General features: G+C 70.5%; 15 protein-coding genes. 7 read left to right on the forward strand and 8 right to left on the reverse strand.

Annotation, left to right across the window (positions count from 1 at the left end):
* Positions 1–52: 52 nt before the first annotated feature.
* The gene (gene rpsD / locus OHA68_RS32480) at positions 53–667 is read left to right on the forward strand and encodes a 30S ribosomal protein S4 (protein ID WP_327103639.1); all 615 of its coding nucleotides are present in this window, start codon (positions 53–55) and stop codon (positions 665–667) included.
* Positions 668–749: 82 nt separating this feature from the next.
* Here the strand turns inward: rpsD and OHA68_RS32485 are convergent, their stop codons facing one another.
* Together OHA68_RS32485 and OHA68_RS32490 are read right to left on the reverse strand one after the other, a co-directional pair.
* Complete coding sequence (locus tag OHA68_RS32485) at positions 750–1,664, reverse strand: ion transporter (RefSeq protein WP_327103640.1); 915 nt, start codon at positions 1,662–1,664, stop codon at positions 750–752.
* A gap of 54 nt (positions 1,665–1,718) precedes the next feature.
* A complete protein-coding gene (locus tag OHA68_RS32490) occupies positions 1,719–2,192 on the reverse strand; it encodes a nitroreductase family deazaflavin-dependent oxidoreductase (RefSeq protein ID WP_327103641.1) in 474 nt (157 codons plus the stop codon).
* Positions 2,193–2,280: 88 nt separating this feature from the next.
* Between OHA68_RS32490 and OHA68_RS32495 the strand changes: the two genes are divergently transcribed.
* On the forward strand, positions 2,281–2,595 hold the full coding sequence (locus OHA68_RS32495; protein WP_189144863.1) for a DUF4190 domain-containing protein: 315 nt from the start codon (positions 2,281–2,283) through the stop codon (positions 2,593–2,595).
* On the opposite strand, the gene OHA68_RS32500 is transcribed toward OHA68_RS32495, so the two are convergent.
* Positions 2,596–3,216, reverse strand: a complete 621-nt coding sequence (locus OHA68_RS32500; RefSeq protein WP_327103642.1) for a TetR/AcrR family transcriptional regulator — start codon at positions 3,214–3,216, stop codon at positions 2,596–2,598. It lies immediately after the preceding gene.
* Between the two features lie 66 nt (positions 3,217–3,282).
* Between OHA68_RS32500 and OHA68_RS32505 the strand changes: the two genes are divergently transcribed.
* The gene (locus tag OHA68_RS32505) at positions 3,283–4,023 is read left to right on the forward strand and encodes an ABC transporter ATP-binding protein (protein ID WP_327103643.1); all 741 of its coding nucleotides are present in this window, start codon (positions 3,283–3,285) and stop codon (positions 4,021–4,023) included.
* Positions 4,023–4,748, forward strand: coding sequence for an ABC transporter permease (locus OHA68_RS32510; protein WP_189144866.1), 726 nt, complete (start codon positions 4,023–4,025; stop codon positions 4,746–4,748). Before OHA68_RS32505 ends, OHA68_RS32510 begins: the two co-directional genes overlap by 1 nt.
* Positions 4,749–4,908: 160 nt before the next feature.
* Here OHA68_RS32510 and OHA68_RS32515 read toward each other — a convergent pair whose 3' ends face one another.
* Positions 4,909–6,303 (reverse strand): S8 family serine peptidase, encoded by a 1,395-nt coding sequence (locus tag OHA68_RS32515; RefSeq protein WP_327103644.1) that lies wholly within the window; start codon positions 6,301–6,303, stop codon positions 4,909–4,911.
* Between the two features lie 198 nt (positions 6,304–6,501).
* Between OHA68_RS32515 and OHA68_RS32520 the strand changes: the two genes are divergently transcribed.
* Together OHA68_RS32520 and OHA68_RS32525 are read left to right on the forward strand one after the other, a co-directional pair.
* Positions 6,502–8,535: a spermine/spermidine synthase domain-containing protein gene (locus OHA68_RS32520; protein ID WP_327103645.1), complete on the forward strand. Its 2,034-nt coding sequence runs from the start codon at positions 6,502–6,504 to the stop codon at positions 8,533–8,535.
* A gap of 271 nt (positions 8,536–8,806) precedes the next feature.
* A complete protein-coding gene (locus tag OHA68_RS32525; RefSeq protein ID WP_327103646.1) occupies positions 8,807–9,493 on the forward strand; it encodes a glycoside hydrolase family 25 protein in 687 nt (228 codons plus the stop codon).
* Positions 9,494–9,677: 184 nt separating this feature from the next.
* On the opposite strand, the gene OHA68_RS32530 is transcribed toward OHA68_RS32525, so the two are convergent.
* Both OHA68_RS32530 and OHA68_RS32535 read right to left on the reverse strand, forming a co-directional pair.
* Positions 9,678–11,402, reverse strand: a complete 1,725-nt coding sequence (locus OHA68_RS32530) for an LCP family protein (protein WP_327103647.1) — start codon at positions 11,400–11,402, stop codon at positions 9,678–9,680.
* A 135-nt stretch (positions 11,403–11,537) separates the two neighbouring features.
* Positions 11,538–12,572, reverse strand: coding sequence for a neutral zinc metallopeptidase (locus OHA68_RS32535; RefSeq protein ID WP_327103648.1), 1,035 nt, complete (start codon positions 12,570–12,572; stop codon positions 11,538–11,540).
* Between the two features lie 655 nt (positions 12,573–13,227).
* Here OHA68_RS32535 and OHA68_RS32540 point away from each other — a divergent pair.
* Entirely contained in the window at positions 13,228–14,100 is an 873-nt protein-coding gene (locus OHA68_RS32540) for a LysR family transcriptional regulator (protein ID WP_189144872.1), read from the forward strand.
* Between the two features lie 28 nt (positions 14,101–14,128).
* Here the strand turns inward: OHA68_RS32540 and OHA68_RS32545 are convergent, their stop codons facing one another.
* Together OHA68_RS32545 and OHA68_RS32550 are read right to left on the reverse strand one after the other, a co-directional pair.
* Positions 14,129–15,481, reverse strand: a complete 1,353-nt coding sequence (locus OHA68_RS32545) for a sensor histidine kinase (RefSeq protein WP_327103649.1) — start codon at positions 15,479–15,481, stop codon at positions 14,129–14,131.
* On the reverse strand, positions 15,468–16,142 hold the full coding sequence (locus OHA68_RS32550) for a response regulator transcription factor (protein ID WP_189144874.1): 675 nt from the start codon (positions 16,140–16,142) through the stop codon (positions 15,468–15,470). Before OHA68_RS32550 ends, OHA68_RS32545 begins: the two co-directional genes overlap by 14 nt.
* Between the last annotated feature and the right edge of the window lie 99 nt (positions 16,143–16,241).

A 16,241-nucleotide genomic window follows, 5' to 3' on the forward strand; every position in this document is an offset into this window, starting at 1 on the left:
CTTTAGGTTAGCCTCACCTAAGTAAGGGCTACCTAACCACATGGAGGTGAACGTGCGCTACACCGGTCCCAAGGTGCGACTGTCACGCCGGGCGGGCGTGCCGCTGACGAAGAAGGCCGTGAGCTACTTCGAGCGGCGTCCCTATCCGCCGGGCGAGCACGGCCGCAAGACCAACCGGCGGGCCAGCGGCGACTACGCGCTGCGGCTGCTGGAGAAGCAGAAACTCCGCTGGTACTACGACGTGTCGGAGCGACAGCTCCGCCGCTACTGGGACCTGGCGGTGCGCAAGCCGGGCGCCTCGGGCGCCGAGCTCGTCACCCTGCTGGAGACCCGGCTGGCCTCGGTCGTGCTGCGCTCCGGCCTGGCGCCGTCGATCTACGCGGCCCGGCAGTACATCGCGCACGGCCACATCGCGGTCGACGGGCGCAAGGTGGACATCCCCAGCTACCTCGTCAAGCCCGGACAGGTCATCACCGTGCGCGAGCGGTCACGCCGGATGCAGCCGTTCGTGGCCGCGGCCGAGGGGGTGCACGCCGACGAGCGCGTCGCGCCCTACCTCTCGGTGGACCACGCGAACCTGACGGCCACCCTGGCCACCCGGCCGGAGCGCGGCCAGATCGTCGTCCCGGTCGATGAGCAACTCGTGGTCGAGTTCTACTCACGCTGACCCGGTGGGCGCCCTCTCCGGCCGAAACACGACCCATGGCACGGGACGGCGCCCTCACCGAGCGAGGCGCGGCCTCTCGGTCTCAGGCCGAGGCGCGGCCCTTGGTGCGGGACGAGCGTCCCCTCCCGGAGCGCCGGCCGGACGCCGTGTCGGACGCCGTGCCGGATGCTGTGCCGGATGCCGTGTCGGATGCCGTGCCGGACACGGTGTGCGCGCGCAGCTCGGCCACCTCCCGGCGCAGCCCGGCGAGCTCGTCCAGGATGCGCTGGGTGGAGGCGGCGGACACGTCCTCGATCTCCGCCTCCAGCTCGGCCCGCTCGGCGGCCGCCTCCTCGTCCATCGCGCTCACCACGACCGCCATGAACAGGTTCAGCACCACGAAGGTGCAGACCAGGATGAAGACGGTGAAGAAGATCCAGGCGGAGGGGTGCCGGGTCATCACCTCCCTGGCGATGTTGCCCCAGTCGTCGCCTGTCATCGTCTGGAAGAGGGTGAACAGCGAGGTGGGCAGGCTGCCGAACCGATCGGGCGCCGTCGCGCCGTACAGCTTGGTGGCCAGGACGGCGGCCACGTAGAGGACCAGGGAGAGCAGCAGCACGATCGAGCTCATCCCGGGCATCGCGCGCAGCAGGGCGGAGATCACCTTGCGCAGGCTCGGCACCGCCGACAGCAGCCGCAGCGCCCGCAGGATGCGCAGCGATCGCAGCACCGACAGCCCGCCCGTGGCGGGGGCGAGCGCGATGCCGACGATCACGGTGTCGAAGATGTTCCACGGGTCGCGGGGGAAGTTCTGCCTTTCGACGTACAGCTTGGCCACGAGCTCGGCCACGAAGATGTAGAGCGCCAGATGATCGACGACGACGAGCAGATCACCGTAGCGTTCGACGACGTTCGGGAACGTCTCCAGGCCGAGCGTGCCGGCGTTGACCAGGATGACGGCGATGATGAATCGCTGAAAATGCCGGTGCGCCAGGAGGGCACGGGTGCGTTCGCGCACGGGGGAAGGCTCCTTGGAACGGTGGATGATCCCGTCCATGATGGCGCAAAACGATCAATGCATAGGAATCAACCTGAAGACCCGCAATTGCCGCCCCGACTTGTCCGTATAGCGGGAGTAGAGCGGCCACTGCTCGATCAGGCCGGGCCAGGCGGCCGCGCGCTCGCCGCCGGTCAGCAGCACCGCGGTGACCGCGAACTCGCGGCCGCCGAAACCCACCCGGGCCTCGGGCGTCCGGATGAGATTGGCGCTCCACGCCGGGTGCCGGTCATGGCCGAAGTTGCTGCCCACGACCAGCAGCGCGCCGCCGGGCTCCGGCCGGCAGGCCAGCGGGGTGCTGCGCGGCAGCCCGGTCTTGGCGCCGGTGCTCGTCAGGACCAGCGTGGGCATCGGTCCGCCGCTGAGCAGCCTGCCCCGGGCGAGCGGGCGCAGGACGCGGTCGAACTTCGGCATGACCCGCGGTCCCATCCTCATGAACCAGTCAGTCGCCGCGAACCACTGGAAGAACGGCATGAATGACCGGATCATGGGCCGGGAGTCTAGCAACCCCACGGCGCGACCCGAGGCTGTGGTATAAAACCCACGCAATCGCCGTCAGACAAGGGGTCCAGCACCGATGTCCTATCCCAACTACGGGCCCTCCTACTACGGTCCACCGCCGCAGACCCACCCCAACGGCACCACGATCCTGGTGCTGGGCATCCTGAGCCTGGTCATCTGCCAGATTCTCGGACCGTTCGCCTGGAACATGGGGACCAAGGCGCTGCGCGAGATCGACAACAGCGGCTACGTCTACGAGAACCGCGGCATGGTGCAGGCCGGGCGCATCTGCGGCATCATCAGCACCTGCATCATGATCGGCATCATCGTCATCTACGGGCTGTTCTTCCTGATCCTCGGCGGCGCGGCACTGAGCGGCAACCTGGACTGATCACTCCCCGATGCCCGACTCCAGCAGGTCGAACGCCTTGTCGGCCTGCACCCTGAGGCGGGGCCGGATCGTCTCCCACGCCTCGCCCGCGAGCATCCCGCGGACGGCCTGTTCCGACAGCAGGCGGGTCGTGTTGAGCAGGTGCGCGGCCATCAGCCGGGGCGCGAGGTCGTCGTCGTCCGCACCGGCCTCCTCGGCCAGCGCGGCCGCCAGCAGCGTCTCCCGTCTGAGATGGAGCTCGCGCGTCCGGGCGCGCAGCGCCGGACTGTCGGCCACCATCCTGGCGAACACGTCACTGCCCTCGTTCAGCCCGTAACGCCAGTCGCGCGTCTCCAGCGCGTCGAGGAAGTCGCGCCGGAACGCCCGCACCACGCTCTCACCCGGCGCACGCCCCCGCGCGACCTCGACCGGCATGCCCTCCACCTGGTCCTGCCGGTCCAGGAAGAGGTCCTCCTTGGCGGGGAAGTAGTTGAACACCGTGTTCACCGACACGTCCGCCGCGCGCGCCACCTCGGCCACGGTCACGTTGTCGAACCCGCGCGACATGAACAACCCCATCGCCATGTCCGAGATGCGCTCTCGGGTCTCGCGCTTCTTCCGCTCCCGCAGTCCTTCGTCCACCCCGCCATGTTACCAAGTTTGCAGTCACTCCAAAATTAGGTCTACTCTAATTTTGGAGGCGATCAAATGATTAACGCGACAGGTCTGTCCAAGACCTTCAAAGGCGGCGACGTAGCCGTCAAGAACGTGACCATGTCCGTGCGGCCCGGCGAGATCGTGGGCTTCCTCGGCCCCAACGGCGCCGGCAAGACCACCACCATGCGGATGCTGACGACCCTGCTCAGGCCCACCTCGGGCACCGCCACGGTGGCGGGCCACGACCTGCTGGGCGACCCGGCGCGGGTGCGACGCCACATCGGCTACGTCTCGCAGAGCGGCGGGGTCAGCCCGTCGGTCCCGCTCGGCGAGGAGCTCCACCTCCAGGCCATGCTGTACGGCCTCAGCCGCGCCGAGGCGTCGGCCAGGACGGCCGAGGTGCTGACCATGCTGGACCTGACGGGCATGGAGTCCCGGCCCGGCGGCACGCTCTCCGGCGGCGGGCGCCGCCGCGTCGACATCGCGTTCGCCCTGCCGCACCGGCCGGAGCTGCTGTTCCTGGACGAGCCGACGACCGGGCTCGACCCGCAGAGCAGGGCGAACCTGTGGGACCACATCCGCCGCCTGCGCGCCGAGGACGGCGTGACGGTCTTCCTCACCACCCACTACCTCGACGAGGCGGACGCGCTCTGCGACCGGCTGCTGATCATCGACCACGGCGAGATCGTCGCGGAAGGCTCCCCGGCCGAGCTCAAGGCGGGCGGCCGCACGCTCGACCAGGCGTTCCTGGACCTCACCGGCAGGTCACTGCGCGAGGAGGCGGCCGTCTGATGGTCCGCGACACCTGGCTGCTGTTCCGCCACAACCTGCGCGCCACTCTGCGCCAGAAGGCCGGCCTGATCTTCGGCGCCATCCAGCCGCTGTTCTTCCTGGTGCTGTTCGGGCCCATCTTCGCCACGATCGGCAGCTGGGAGACCCTGGTGCCCGGCCTGATCATCCAGCTCGGCCTGATGAGCACCGGCATGGCCGGGTTCGGGGTGGTGTTCGAGAAGCGCTCCGGGGCGCTGGAGCGGCTGCGCGTCACCCCGGCGAGCCGCCTGGCCCTGCTGCTCGGCCGGGTGCTCACCAACGCCGTCCAGCTCATCCTCCAGGTCGTGCTGCTGGTCGCGGTCGGCTACGCCCTCGGCCTGCGCGCCCCCGTCGCGGGGCTGCTGGCCGGGCTGGCGCTGGTCGTGGTGCTCGGGGCGAGTCTCGCCGCGCTGTCGTACGCGATCGCGCTGACCATGAACGAGCAGTTGTTCGCGCCGGTGATGGGCACGGCGGTGATCCCGCTCGTGCTGCTGTCCGGCGCGTTCCTGCCGATGTCGATGGCGCCGGGCTGGCTCGACGCGCTCTCGTACGTCAGCCCGTTCCGGCACGTCCTGGAGGCGCTGCGCGAGCTGTTCGGCGGCCACTACTTCACCGGGACGGTCGTCGCCGGGGTGGCCGTGACCGTGGTGTTCGCGGTGATCAGCCTGACCGTCGGGACCCGCGTGTTCAACCGGGCGAGCGCCTAGCCGTCAGGCGTCTGACGGCCGGGCGTACACAGCCGGGCGTCTGACAGGCGGGCGTCTCACGGCCGGGCGTACACAGGCGGGCGTACACAGGCGGGCGTCTCACGGCCGGGCGTCCTGGTCACGGGCGTCCGGCCTGGTCGTCGGCTCGGCGACGGGTGGTTCAGCGGGCCGCGGGCTGTGGGCTCGAGGACTCCTGCTGGGCCGCGGCGGCCCGGCGCTGCAGGGCGGCGATGATCCCGGCGGGGTCCACCGTGCCGTAACCGTAGTCGTAGTCGAACCCGACCTCGCTGCGGTCCTCGGCGGTGCGGCGCAGCAGGGCGCGGAGCTGGGCGGGCGAGAGCCGGGAGGACGGCCAGCGGGTGCGGATCGCGGCGACGAGCCCGGCGGCGACGGGCGTCGCGGCCGAGGTGCCGGAGTCCGGACTGTCCGGGCCGAGCGCCCTGGAACCGGCGAAGTGGGTGTAGGCGCACACGTCCGGCTTGCGGGCGCTCAACCGGCCAGGCCCCTGCGAGGAGTAGCCGACCCGGTGGCCGTTGACGTCGATCCCGCCGATCGACAGCGCGCGGGGGTGGGAGTTGGCGCCGGTGATGGGCCGGTCGGGGTAGGCGCATCGGCGGTCCATGCAGTCGCGCCCGCAGTTGCCCGCCGCGAACAGCACGTCGGCCCCCGCCTGGTCGAGGCTGGCGACCATGAGGTTGAACGGGTGCGCCGCGTTGTCGGAGTAGTTGCCCGGATGGCCCACGGGGAAGTCCCACTCGGGGGAGAACGACCCCCACGAGTTGGTGATCACGAGCGCCCTGGTCTCGGCGGGCTGACCGGCGAGGATCGTGCGCAGATGGGCGAAGGCGGCGACCGCGTCGGACAGCAGCCCGTCGAGCGCCGAGCCGCCGGGCCGGGTGGAGCGCAGCAGCGGGATGTCGATGAGCGACGCCTGCGGGGCGCCGATGAGCACGTCGAAGGCGCACATCGTGCCGTGGTCGACCTCGGCGTGGCCGGGCCGGCCGGGCACCCCGGCCGGGCTCCAGCTCAGCGCGGCGTCGAGGGTGACGTCCCGGCCGAGCTGCCTGGCCACGTGGGCGGTGTTGATGCCGGTGTCGAGCACGGCGACCGGCACGCCGGCGCCGTGCAGCCCCTCGGCGTGCAGGCCGGGCACGTTGAGCAGCCGCTCCACGTCGTGCCAGGTGCCCACGGACGCGTCGCCGCCGCAGGTGAGCGTGGTCTCCACGACGGGGTCGGCGAAGACGCCGACGACGTCGGGGCGCAGCGCGGGCAGCAGCGTCATCCGGGCGGTGATCTCGTCGTCGGAGATGGTGCCGCGGACCAGGACGGAGGCGTCCTCGGCGGCCAGCGAGAAGTTGAGCGGCTGGTTGAGCGAGAGCGGGTCGCCACCGCCGCCGGCGGGCACCGGCCGGGGCAGGGCGACGGGGACGAAGGCGCTGTCGAGCTCGACTCCGGGCAGGCCGTCGGCGACATCGGCGGAGGTGGCGGTCATGCCGGGGTCGGCGACCGCCGCGACCAGATCGGGGGAGGGGCGAAGCTGGATGAGGACCCGCATGATTGACCACCGAGCGACTATGGGGGAAAGAACCTTCCCCACATTCCTCCATTCCAGCCCGCCACGTCCAGCGCCACTTAAGGCATTTGACCTGCTAAAACGTCACAAATTCCGGCGATTTCCACAGTAATTATTTCTCGGCCTCCCCGGCTTTCTTGACCTTGCGGGCCGGGGCGTCGCTCAATACGGTGAGTCATCATGACGCTCCAGGAGCAGCAGGCGGTCGGCGGCGGCACGAGCTCGCACTGGCTGGCGGTGCGCCCCCGATTGATCCTCGCCAGTGCCTTCATGCTCTTCCTCGAGCTCGCGCTGATCAGGTGGACCGGATCCAACATCGTCCATCTGAGTTATTTCACCAATTTCGTGCTGCTCGGCTCGTTCCTCGGCATCGGACTCGGATTCCTGCGCGTCGGCAGATCCACGCGGCAGCCCTATTACTCGCCGGTCGTGCTGTTCGGCCTCGTGCTCGTCGTGCTCACGTTCCCCGTGACGGTGGACCGCTCCTCCGAGGACGTCCTCTACTGGACCAGCCTCGGCACCACCGGCCCGCCCGCCTGGCTGATCCTGCCGGTGATCTTCTGCGCGGCGGCCGTGGTGCTCATGGGGCCCGCCGAGCTGGTCGGCCGGTGCTTCCCCGAGCTGCCCCGGCTGGAGGCCTACCGCTACGACCTGATCGGCAGCCTCACCGGCATCGCCGCCTTCACCGCGCTGTCCTTCCTCAGCGCGCCGCCCGTCTTCTGGGGGCTGATCGCCGCCCTCGCCTACGGGCTGCTGCTGGTGCCCCGGCCGCGCGTGCCGTACCTCGCGCTGGTGACCCTGCCCTCGCTCGCCGTCGTCGGCCTGCTGCTGGCCGAGACGCTCACCGCGGGCGCGATCTGGTCGCCCTACTACAAGGTCACCACCAGGGCGCTGGAGATCCTCGGCGTGCCGGTGACCGACATCTCGGTCAACGGCATCCCGCACCAGCAGGCCGCGCCCGCCGCCGCCCGCCTGCAGTGGGAGGGCCAGTACGGCCTGCCGTACGAACGGGCCGTGGCGGCCCCGCAGGACGTGCTGATCGTGGGCGCGGGCAGCGGCACCGACGTGGCCATCGCGCTGTCCAAGGGCGCCCGCCGGGTCGACGCCGTCGAGATCGATCCCAAACTGCGCGAGCTCGGCGGCTCGGAGCACCCCGACCGGCCGTACGACGACCCTCGCGTCACCACCCACGTCACCGACGGACGCGCCTTCCTGGAGCGCACCGACCGCCGCTACGACCTCATCCTGTTCGCGCTGCCCGACTCGCTCACCCTGGTGTCCGGAGCCAGCTCGCTGCGGCTGGAGAGCTACCTGTTCACCCCGGAGGCCATGCGGGCCGCCCGCGAGCACCTCAAGCCCGGCGGCGCCTTCTCGATGTACAACTACTACCGCGAGAGCTGGCTCGTCGACCGGCTCGCCGGCACGGTGCAGAGCGCGTTCGGGCACAAGCCGTGCGTGGACGTGGTCAGCGTCAGCGGCCAGCAGGCCGTCATCACGGCGGGCGCGACCCCCGCGGCCCAGCGCTGCGCCGGCCCGTGGGCGGGCGCGGCCGCCGGGACCCCGCCGCCCGCCGGTGACGACCGCCCCTTCCTCTACCTGAAGGACCGCACGATCCCGGCGATCTACCTCATCACCCTGGGCCTGATCCTGCTGGTCAGCCTGCTGGCCGTGCGCATGGTCGCCGGCCCCTACCGCCGGATGCGGCCCTACGCCGACCTGTTCCTGCTCGGGGTGGCGTTCCTGCTGCTGGAGACCAAGAGCGTCACCGGCTTCGCGCTGCTGTTCGGCACCACCTGGGTGGTCAACGCGATCGTCTTCGCCGGGGTGCTCGTGGCGGTGCTCGCCGCCGTGGAGGTGACCCGCCGCTGGCGCACCCCGCCGCTGCCCGCGATGTACGGCGTGCTGTTCGCGGGCCTGGTGCTGGCCTGGCTGGTGCCCAACGCGTGGCTGCTGTCGCTCCCGCTGCCGCTGCGCGCGGTGGTGGCCGTCACGGTCGCGTTCCTGCCGATCTTCGCGGCCAACGTGGTGTTCGCCAAGCGGTTCGCCGACTCGGCGGACGCCACCACGTCCTTCGGCGCCAACCTGCTGGGCGCGATGGTGGGCGGCTGCCTGGAGTATCTCGCGCTCGTGATCGGCTATCAGGCGCTGCTCATCGTGGCGGCCCTGCTTTACCTCGGCGCATTCGCCCTATTGCCCAGACGAGCCCTCGCCTGAAGCCCGCGCTGGACGGGGTTTGCCGGGTCGCATCCTGCTTGACCTGGCCTTTTGGGAATGTTGGCGGTAGTGTCGCCGTTGTAAACATCTGAGCGCCTGAGTCCGGCCCGGCAGTTTTCCTCCCGGTTAACGAGTGACCATGGCGACTCCCTTCCAGCACCTCCTCCGCAGTGTGGCCCGTGTGCCCCGCCGAGGTGCTCCGCTGTAGCCCTTCGCGAGCGTACGGCCGCGTGCCATACCCGCGATGCCTCATATCCCAGGAGGAATCCGCATGACCATCTCCAGCACCCTGCGCACGTTCCGAGCGGGCGCGCTGCTGGCCATGGCCACCGCCGTGGCGGCCGTAGGCTTCTCCGGCCCCGCGCAGGCAGACGACTTCACCTACGGTCAGGACGTCTCCAACTACCAGCCCCAGCACGACTGGGCCACCAGCGGCGCCGACTTCGGCATCGTCAAGGCCACCGAGGGTCTGGACTTCAAGGACCCGACCTTCGCCCGCCACTGGAAAGAGCTGGACAAGAACAAGGTCGCGCGTGGCGCCTACCACTTCGGCCACCCGGCCAACGACCCCGTCGCCGAGGCCGACTACTTCCTGGCGGTCGTGAACGGCCAGCAGGGCAAGCCCGGCGACCTGCTCGCCCTCGACCTGGAGACCAGCGACGGCCAGTCCACCGCCCACGTCAACGCCTGGGCCAAGAAGTGGCTGGAGCGCGTCACCGCCAAGACCGGCGTCAAGCCGCTGTTCTACAGCAGCCAGGCCTTCGCCGACCAGTACGGCCACGGCCTCGGCCAGTATCCCCTCTGGCTCGCCAACTACGGCAAGGCCAAGGGCACGGTCACCCCGCCGGCCGACTGGAAGTCCTGGGCCATCCACCAGTACTCCGACAACCCCGTGGACCAGAACGTGTCCGCGCTGACCATCAAGGACCTGCGCGCCCTGGGCCGCCCGGCGGTGTGATCCGGCGGCCTCGGGCCCGCGGTGTGATTCGGCGGCCTCGGGCCCGCGGTGTGATTCGGCGGCCTCGGGCCCGCGGTGTGATTCGGCGGCCTCGGGCCCGCGGTGTGATTCGGCGGCCTCGGGCCCGCCATGACCGGCCCAGGGGCGGACGCCGGGTCCGCTCCTGGGCCTGCCGCTTCCTTCCTCAGAGGCCGCAGGCTTCGTTGAGCGAGGTGGCGCCGGCCTTCTGCGTCTTGCGGGTGGGCGTCGCCGTCGGCCTGGCGGCCGCCGTCCCCGGTGGCGTCGCGGTGGCCGTCGGGACACCGGGGGAGGCGGCCACGTCGGCGGTCCGCGCCCGGCGGGCCGGCTTCAGGGAGTCCTGGATCGCCTTGGCCGACGCCTTGCGGATCTTGACCCAGTCGGGGTTGCCCGGCCAGTAGTCAGGGGGCACGAACTGCAGGCTGGTGATCTTCGCGTCCTTGACCTTGAGCGCCAGGGGGACCAGGGGCTCAAGGAGTTCCTGCGGGATGTTGGTCTGCGCCAGCCTCTTGGTCGCCCTGGCGAGGTTGCTGAAGTTCCGCAGGATCACATCCGGCGTGGCCTGCTGCGCGAACGCGGCGATGACGCAGCGCTGGCGGCTCATCCGGTTGAAGTCGTCGCTCTCCACGCGGGACCGGCCGTACCACAGGGTCTCCTCGCCGGACAGTCGCTGGGTGCCCGCCTTGATGGTGCCGGCGGTGCCGTAGTGGCCGCCCCACTTGATGTCCCGCTCGACGCGGATCTTCAGACCGCCGATCGCGTCCACCAGGTCGGCGAAGCCGTACATGTTCACCATGGCGTAATAGTCGATCTTGAGGCCGAGGGTGTGGCCGATGGCGTCCATGAGCGCTCGCGGGCCCTTGTTCTTGCCGCCGGCGAGGTCCGGGTGGTCGGTGGCGTACTGCCACACCTCGTTGAGCAGGCCGCCCTGCGGCAGCTCCGCCATGAAGCCGTTGGGGAACTGCTTGCGCAGCGGTGAGGACGGGGGGAAGTGCACATGCTGCAGGTTGCGCGGCAGGCTGTACAGCACGGTGGCGCCGGTCGCGAGGTCCACGCTGGCCACGTTCATGCTGTCGGTGCGCACGCCGGTGCGGTTGCCCGCCGCGTCACCGCCGATCAGCAGGAAGTTCACCCGATTCTTGCCGTTCCAGGGGTCATCTTCCTTGATCGGCGCGATGTCCGGGTCGTCCTTGGCGCTGCGGAAGATGTTCTGCATCGCGTCACTGCCCGCCTGCACGGTGGTGGCCGCCAAGGCGAACGGCGCCATCACCGCCACGCACACCACGCCCACCACGATGCCGGAGACGATCTGACCTTGCTGGTTCAGCCTGTTGGGGCCGAGCGCGATGTAGGAGGAGAGCACCAGCGCGAACCAGCAGAGCGCACCCAGCACCGCGAGGACCGTCACCGTGGTGTGCACGCTGCTGCGCACGTAGATGCCCACGTTGTCCAGGGTGGACAGCACGAACGCCAGCGCGCCGAGCAGCACCACCGCGTAGATGCCGATGAGGATCAGGCCGGTACGGCGATGCCCGGCCCGCAGATGGGCGGTGCCGGGCACGACTATCGACAGCAGGGTCCAGCCGAGTATCGCGCCGGCGTTGGCCGGTCCGGCGGATTTGGACGCGCTCTTTCCGTCGCCGACCTTCTTGCCCTTGCCGAGGCCGGCGGCGGGCCTCTGGCCGGAGCCGGGGGGCTGCTTGGCGGGGCCGGAGGGCTGCTTGGCGGAGCCAGGGGCCTGCTTGGCGGAGCCGGAGGGCTGCTTGGCGGAGCCGGAGGGCTGCGGGCCGTCCTCCGCGGAGGACGGCTGACGGCTGGTAGGGCGCGGACGGCGAGGGGGACGGCGTTTCCTACCGCCGGGCACGGTGTTATCCCCGTCGCGCTTGCTCACACTGGCTCCTTCGCACGCCCACCAGGCAGAACCCAAAGGTTTGCCCCCGTTTGACAGCAAGATTGCCAGGATTCTAGTCCCCATATATGGACATCAGAGACATGTACCCAAGCTGAGATGAACACCAGGTTGCCATTAGGACGTCGTGGAGGAGGCCGCCATCCACGTATTGCACTGGTATGCCTGGCTCTTCAGCCAGCCCTGCCGGAACCACCTGTTGTTGTTCGTCCGCGAGCCATGGTCACGGGGAAAACCGGGGTAGTCGCCCACCTGGCTGTAGAACCAGAACAAATTGCCGCGGTTGGCCGAGGTGACCGGATAGGTGCCGGCCACCGACCTCATCCACATGCCGCCGAAGCAGGTGGCCTGCAACTCCATGCGCCTGTTGAGCGCCAGCTTGCCGCTCCGGCTCGACGAGTCGATCGTCTGCGCCCACCACGAGTCCATCAGCCCGGTCACGTTCTGCACGTGGTGGCCGTACTCGTGGGCCATCATGCTGATGATGCCGCCGTGCCAGGAGATGATCTGGCCGTACCCACGGGCGTTGCCGTTGCCCTTGGCCATGGCCGTGGTGGAGGCGTAGATGGTGTTGTTGCGCGGGCAGTAGTAGGGCACCATGCTGCCCGCCGCAGGATAGTCGCCGCAGGCGCCCCTGCCGCGTCCGGCGACGATCGCGTAGTTCGGCGGGCTGAACGGGATGCCCTGCTTGCGCAGGATCTGCCCCCAGGCGTTGCCCATGCACCTGCCGGTCCTGAGGATGAGCGACTTGAGCTGGCTGTGGCTGTGGATGCTCACGTTGCCCGCCTGGCAGCGCAGCCTCGGCAGCGCGCCCGCCCGGTAGACGGTGTTGTTCTTCAGGCTCCTGTTGACCGTGGCCTGAGCCTCCCGCGCGGGCTCGTCGTCCCGGCTCCGCGTCGGGCTGGGCTCGGGGGTGGACTCCCGGGTGGGCTCGGGTCTGGGGTCAGAGCTGGAGTCGGTGGTCGGCCTCGCGCTCGGGTTCCAGTCCGGCCGCCGCGTCGGCTCGTCGTACGGCGACAGCGTCGGGATCGCGATCGGCGTCGTCGTCCGTGACTCCTGGGCACCGTCGATCATCGCCGCGCCGATGACGATCAGCACGAACAGCGCCGCCATCGAGCCGAACACGGTGCCGAGGATGGCCCCTGCCCCCATGCCCGGCTTCTTCCTCGGCGGCTGCGGCCACTGCCCGTACGGCCCCCGCCCCGGTGGCGGTGGAGGGGGCGGAGGCGGCGGCTGCTGCCACTGCGGCGGCGGGGGAGGGGGCGGGTAGGGCCGGCCTTGCGGAGGCGGGTAGGGGCTCCCCTGCGGGGGCTGCTGCGGGTACGGGTTCCCCGGAGGTGGCGCCTGCGGGTACGGATTCCCGTGCGGCGGCCCCTGCGGGTGCGGGTTCCCCGGCGGCGGCCCCTGCGGGTACGGATTCTCCTGCGGGTACGGATTTCCCTGCGGTGGGTAAGGATTGGCCGGCGCGTTGGGTGGGTACGGGTTGTTCGGCGGACGCCCGCCCGGTGCTTCGCCGTACCCCGGTGGGGGCCAAGGGCGCGAGGGTGGCCGCTGGGGCTGTCCTGGCCCCTGAGGCGCGGGAGGGTACTGCCCGTTGCCTGTCACCGTGTCGCCCCTTAATGCGGTTTGTCCCCTAATGGGTGGCCAAGTGAGTCACTCATCGAAACTTTGCCAAATTTGGGGCAGAAGCATACTCATTTATCACCCGTCACGGATGTAGCAGTGCTCGGTTACAGTCCGAAATCATTCGAGGTGATCTCCGCTATGTCCCCCACCGCGCGGCGGGCGTTGTCCTAGCTTCTTTGACATGAACCTCCAGCAGCTCCGCTATGTGGTCGCGACTGCGGAGCACCGCACCATGACCGACGCGGCCAGGTCGCTTTACATCGCACAACCTGCGCTTTCGCGTGCGATCCGGGATCTGGAGCGAGAGCTGGGCATGACGCTCTTCGCTCGCTCCGGGCGCGGTGTAGTGGTGACCGCACACGGCCGCCGGGTGGTGAAGCTGGCCAGGGAGGCGCTCGACGCGGTCCGCGAGATAGAGGGCCTGGCCCACCACGGCGGTCCCGCCGGGGAAGCCGAGCTTCGCATCGCCTCCACGCCCAGCCTCGAACCCGGCCTCGCAGGGCGGCTTCTGCCCGCCTACACCGCCGAGCACCCCGGCGTCCGCGTGCACATCGTGCGCTGCGACGGCCGTGATGCCGTGGTCAGTGCCATCAGGGACCAGCGGGCCGATCTCGGCCTGACGGACCTGCCGGTGCCCGGCGACCTCGTCACCCATCCCCTCGAACGCCAGGAGATCGTGCTGATCTCCCCTCCCGCCCTCGAACTGCCCAACCCCGTCCCGATGTGCCGTCTCGACGGCATGCGGCTGGCCCTGCCCGCGCGGGGCAGCGTCCGTCGCAGGGAACTGGAAGCGATGTTCGGCAAGTACGCGGTCAACCCCGTCGTGGTGCTCGAAACCGACGAGCGCAACGGCTGGCTGAACGCCGTACGCGCGGGCCAGGCCTCACTGCTCTGGTACCGCGGCATGGCCGAGCAGGCCGGCCGGGCCGGTCTGGTGGTCCGTTCGCTCGAACCCGCCGTGCGGCGCGTCATCGCCGTGGTGCACGCGCGCCGCCGCCTCCCGCTGATCGCCCAGGACTTCCTGGCGACGGCCGAGAAGGGCACCGCCGCCTAGCGCGGTCGATCGCCGGATCCCGCACCGGTCACCCGCGGGGCAGCCACACCACCACGCGCAGCCCGGGGGAGGCGTCCTCCAGGTGCACCGTGCCGCCGTGCGCGCGCACGGTCTCACGGACGATCGCCAGCCCGAGCCCCGCGCCGCCCTCGTCGCGGCCGCGGCCGGAGTCGAGCCTGGTGAAGCGGTTGAACACCCGCTCCCGATCCTCCTCGGGTACACCGGGGCCGTCGTCGGTCACCGTCAGCGTGCCGTCGCCGGTCAGCGCCACCTCGATCTTCGACGTGGCGTGCCGGACGGCATTGTCGATCAGGTTGGTCAGCACGCGGCTCAGGTCGAGCGCGTCGCCGCTGACCACCAGCGGCTCGCAGGCGGTCAGCCGCACGTCACCGTAACGGTCGGCGATCTGCCGGGTCACCTGGTCGAGGTCGACCGGCTCCGTCCGGGCGGGCACCCCGCCGCGCTCGTCCAGCCGGGCGAGCGCGAGCAGGTCCTCGGCGAGCTTGGACAGCCGCATGGTGTCCTCCAGGACGCCTTCGGCCGTCTCGCGCCAGTCCTGGCCCTCGGGGTGCCCGAGGGCCACCTCGAGCTGCAGGCGGATGCTGGCCAGCGGGCTGCGCAGCTCGTGCGAGGCGTCGGAGACCAGCGCGCGCTGGCGCTGCTCGGCCTCCTCCAGCCTGGCCAGCATGTCGTTGAGCGTGGTGGCCAGCGAGTGCACCTCGTCCTTCGACTCGGGCACCGGCAGCCTGCGGGACCTGGCGGTGTGCGTGATCTCGGCGGCGCCGCGGCGCAGCGCGGTGATCGGGCGCAGCGTCCTGCCGATGATCAACCAGCTCGCCGCGGCCAGCAGCACGATCAGCAGCGGCGTGCCGATCAGCAGCACCCGGCCGGCCGTGGCCAGGCTCATCTGGATCTCCGCGATCGGCCTGGCCGCGATCACGGTCTGGCCGCGGTCGGCCCGCACCACGACCACGCGCAGCGGCCCGGGGATCGCGTACGGCCGGCCGTCCAGGAAGGTGGCCTCGCCGCCCTCGCGCAGCACCCGCTCCCTGGCGGCGGCGGCCAGCAGCGGCACCAGCCGGTCGGCTCCGTAGGTGACATGCGTGATGCGCCCGCCGGCGTCCACGACCTGCACGATGGTGCCGTCGTTGGTGGTGATCGGGGTCGTCAGCGTGCCCGCGTCGGCGTGCACGCGCACGGTCTGGGCCTGCTGCCTGGTCGACTCGTCGACGGTGTCGATCAGCGCCCGGTCCAGCACGGTGACCAGCACCGACGCCGAGACGGCCAGCGCCAGGGCGAGCACCGCCGCGGCCACCACGGTCAGCCGGAAGCGCAGCCCCTGGCGCCGCCACCAGGCCAGCGGGCTGTCAGCCACCGTCACCGGCCAGCCGGTAGCCCGCGCCGCGGACGGTCTGCAGGGCGTTCCTGCCGAACGGGCCGTCGATCTTGCGGCGCAGATAGCCGACGTAGACCTCCACCACGTTCGGATCGGTGTCGAAGGTGTCCCACACGTGCTCCAGGATCTCCGCCTTGGACACCACCTCGTCGCGCCTGCGCATCAGGAACTCCAGCAGCGCGAACTCCCGGGGGGTCAGCTCGATCGCCGTCTCGCCGCGCAGCACCCGGCGCCGCGCGGGGTCCAGCGACAGGTCCCCGGCGCCCAGCACGGCGGGCCGCCGCCCCGAGTCGCGCCGCAGCAGCGCGCGCAGCCTGGCCACCAGCACCACGTAGGAGAACGGCTTGGTCAGGTAGTCGTCGGCGCCCAGATCCAGGCCGTCGGCCATGTCGTACTCGCCGTCCTTGGCCGACAGCATGAGGATCGGCACCCAGTTCTCCTCCGCGCGCAACTGCTTGCACACGTTGTAGCCCGAGAGCCTGGGCAGCATGATGTCCAGCACCACCACGTCGTACTCGCCGTGCCTGGCCTCGTGCAGCCCCTGTTCGCCGTCGTGGGCGAGGTCCACGGCGAAGCCCTCGGCCTGCAGCCCCCGCTGGAGCGCGGCGGCCATCCGCCGCTCGTCCTCGACGACAAGTACTCTCATGTGGCGATTCTCCCGTCCTCCTCCTGAGACCTCGCTGAGAAGGCTGAGAGCGGCCTCAGGCTGTCTCAGGTCTGCCTAAGGATGCATGACGCAGGCTGC

This window comes from Nonomuraea glycinis, from assembly GCF_035920485.1.
Taxonomy (GTDB): Bacteria; Actinomycetota; Actinomycetes; order Streptosporangiales; family Streptosporangiaceae; genus Nonomuraea; species Nonomuraea glycinis.

What these genes read in the sequence shown, in the direction of transcription:
- OHA68_RS32540 (WP_189144872.1), top strand. Translation starts at nt 13,228, where the DNA reads ATGAACCTCCAGCAGCTCCGCTATGTGGTCGCGACTGCGGAGCACCGC.
- OHA68_RS32525 (WP_327103646.1), top strand. Translation starts at nt 8,807, where the DNA reads ATGACCATCTCCAGCACCCTGCGCACGTTCCGAGCGGGCGCGCTGCTG.
- OHA68_RS32490 (WP_327103641.1), bottom strand. Translation starts at nt 2,192, where the DNA reads ATGATCCGGTCATTCATGCCGTTCTTCCAGTGGTTCGCGGCGACTGAC.
- OHA68_RS32535 (WP_327103648.1), bottom strand. Translation starts at nt 12,572, where the DNA reads ATGGGGGCAGGGGCCATCCTCGGCACCGTGTTCGGCTCGATGGCGGCG.
- OHA68_RS32505 (WP_327103643.1), top strand. Translation starts at nt 3,283, where the DNA reads ATGATTAACGCGACAGGTCTGTCCAAGACCTTCAAAGGCGGCGACGTA.
- OHA68_RS32510 (WP_189144866.1), top strand. Translation starts at nt 4,023, where the DNA reads ATGGTCCGCGACACCTGGCTGCTGTTCCGCCACAACCTGCGCGCCACT.
- OHA68_RS32550 (WP_189144874.1), bottom strand. Translation starts at nt 16,142, where the DNA reads ATGAGAGTACTTGTCGTCGAGGACGAGCGGCGGATGGCCGCCGCGCTC.
- OHA68_RS32495 (WP_189144863.1), top strand. Translation starts at nt 2,281, where the DNA reads ATGTCCTATCCCAACTACGGGCCCTCCTACTACGGTCCACCGCCGCAG.
- OHA68_RS32515 (WP_327103644.1), bottom strand. Translation starts at nt 6,303, where the DNA reads ATGCGGGTCCTCATCCAGCTTCGCCCCTCCCCCGATCTGGTCGCGGCG.
- OHA68_RS32520 (WP_327103645.1), top strand. Translation starts at nt 6,502, where the DNA reads ATGACGCTCCAGGAGCAGCAGGCGGTCGGCGGCGGCACGAGCTCGCAC.